We start from the raw sequence: 1376 nt of genomic DNA, 5'->3' as shown, positions 1-1376 counted from the left end.
GAAGGTAAAGCAGTCAGCGGACAACGGGTTGCATACTCATAGGTCAACAGGGTAACGATAGACATAGCGGCCTCAAGGAGTTTCTCTCGTCCCTCAAGACTCCTCCTTGACCCACGCTATGCCTATCTTGTTTTGAGTCGACTATGAGCATGCCCACATTTTATAGCATGCAACTAGTTAAACTGCAGAAGCCATCTGTTTTGCTTTCTGTACCCTGAGTGCACTTGTGTTCATTTTTTCCCTAAGCCAGATATACCTCACTCCCGCAGGGCTTAGGTCAATCTGATAAAGGGTTTTTAGCTGAGCCGATATTTGAGCCTGCCCTAGATGGGGGTTATCAAGAGAGAATTTAATAACCACATTTTCTACTTCCTTAGCTGTTCTATTTTTATGATGTTTATCTGGGCAAAAGGTACGCTTCAGTGCCTGAGGCCCTTTCTCCCTAAGTAGTCGGCGGTTTTTGTAAATGGTTTCTCGAGAGCAACCACTGATCCGGGCTGCCTCAGACACATTTCCCAACTCTTCTGCCAATGCAATTGCATCCAGTTTCTGTTGTATTTCTAGGTCATACAAAGACGGTTTTGTGGGTTCAATGACTTCTGCTATAGCAAGGTGGCGACCTGCAAAATACGCGCAAAAATCACCACCGGGTCGCTTTCGAATTTCTATTTTTTGCTTTGCAATCGAATGCTTAAGGGCGGATTCTATTAAGTAAAATTTGTTACCATAGCTGAAGGTATGGTCATTACGTATTTTACGGTACTCTTTTTGTATACAGACGTCGTCTAGATTAAGATGCGCTGGGATCGGCGTAAATTCAGAGGCTACTTCTTTTGCTTTGACCACAATATTTTTTTGCCAAAACTCAGGAATAAACACCTCCTGTAGATAGTGATTAGCACTCTGCGTATCGCTAATCTGCCGTAAGCGCATTTCAGGAATAAGGCGATCTTGAAGGGTATCGAAGGCACGCTCAATACGCCCTTTGCCCTGCGGCGAATGAGCGAATAATATTTCAATTCCTAGCTCCTCGCAGGCTCGCTGCATCTGTGAAAAATTGCAGCGTTTGGGGCCACCAAATATGCCGGCTTTATCCACGTAGAGTGTTTTAAACAGCCCTTTCTGTTCAATGTAGTCACGCATCACTTTTAGGCAGCCTTCAGTGGTTTCTGCTTTGAAAAACTCGCCATGTAATTCACTCGTCGCATCGTCAATGATGGCAATTAAGCAGGATTTTTTATTACCAAACCAGCAGTGTGGACTACCATCCATTTGTAAGAGCAACCCTGGGGCATCCATTCTCTCCCGCCTTTTACGTACGAGAGAGCGTCGCCGTTTAGCACGCTTTACATGGTGTATATCATGAGCCCAGGTAC

1 protein-coding gene is annotated in these 1376 nt (G+C 44.9%); it reads right to left on the bottom strand.

The genetic code is table 11. The features are described 5' to 3' along the window. Nucleotides 1-177 precede the first annotated feature (177 nt). A partial coding sequence (locus ORQ98_RS29460) for an ISNCY family transposase (protein ID WP_274692399.1) occupies nt 178-1376 on the bottom strand: 1199 nt, incomplete at its 5' end.

This window comes from Spartinivicinus poritis, from assembly GCF_028858535.1.
Taxonomy (GTDB): Bacteria; Pseudomonadota; Gammaproteobacteria; order Pseudomonadales; family Zooshikellaceae; genus Spartinivicinus; species Spartinivicinus poritis.
Note: the sequence above shows the minus strand (reverse complement) of the source record. Positions and strands in the feature narration are given on the sequence as shown.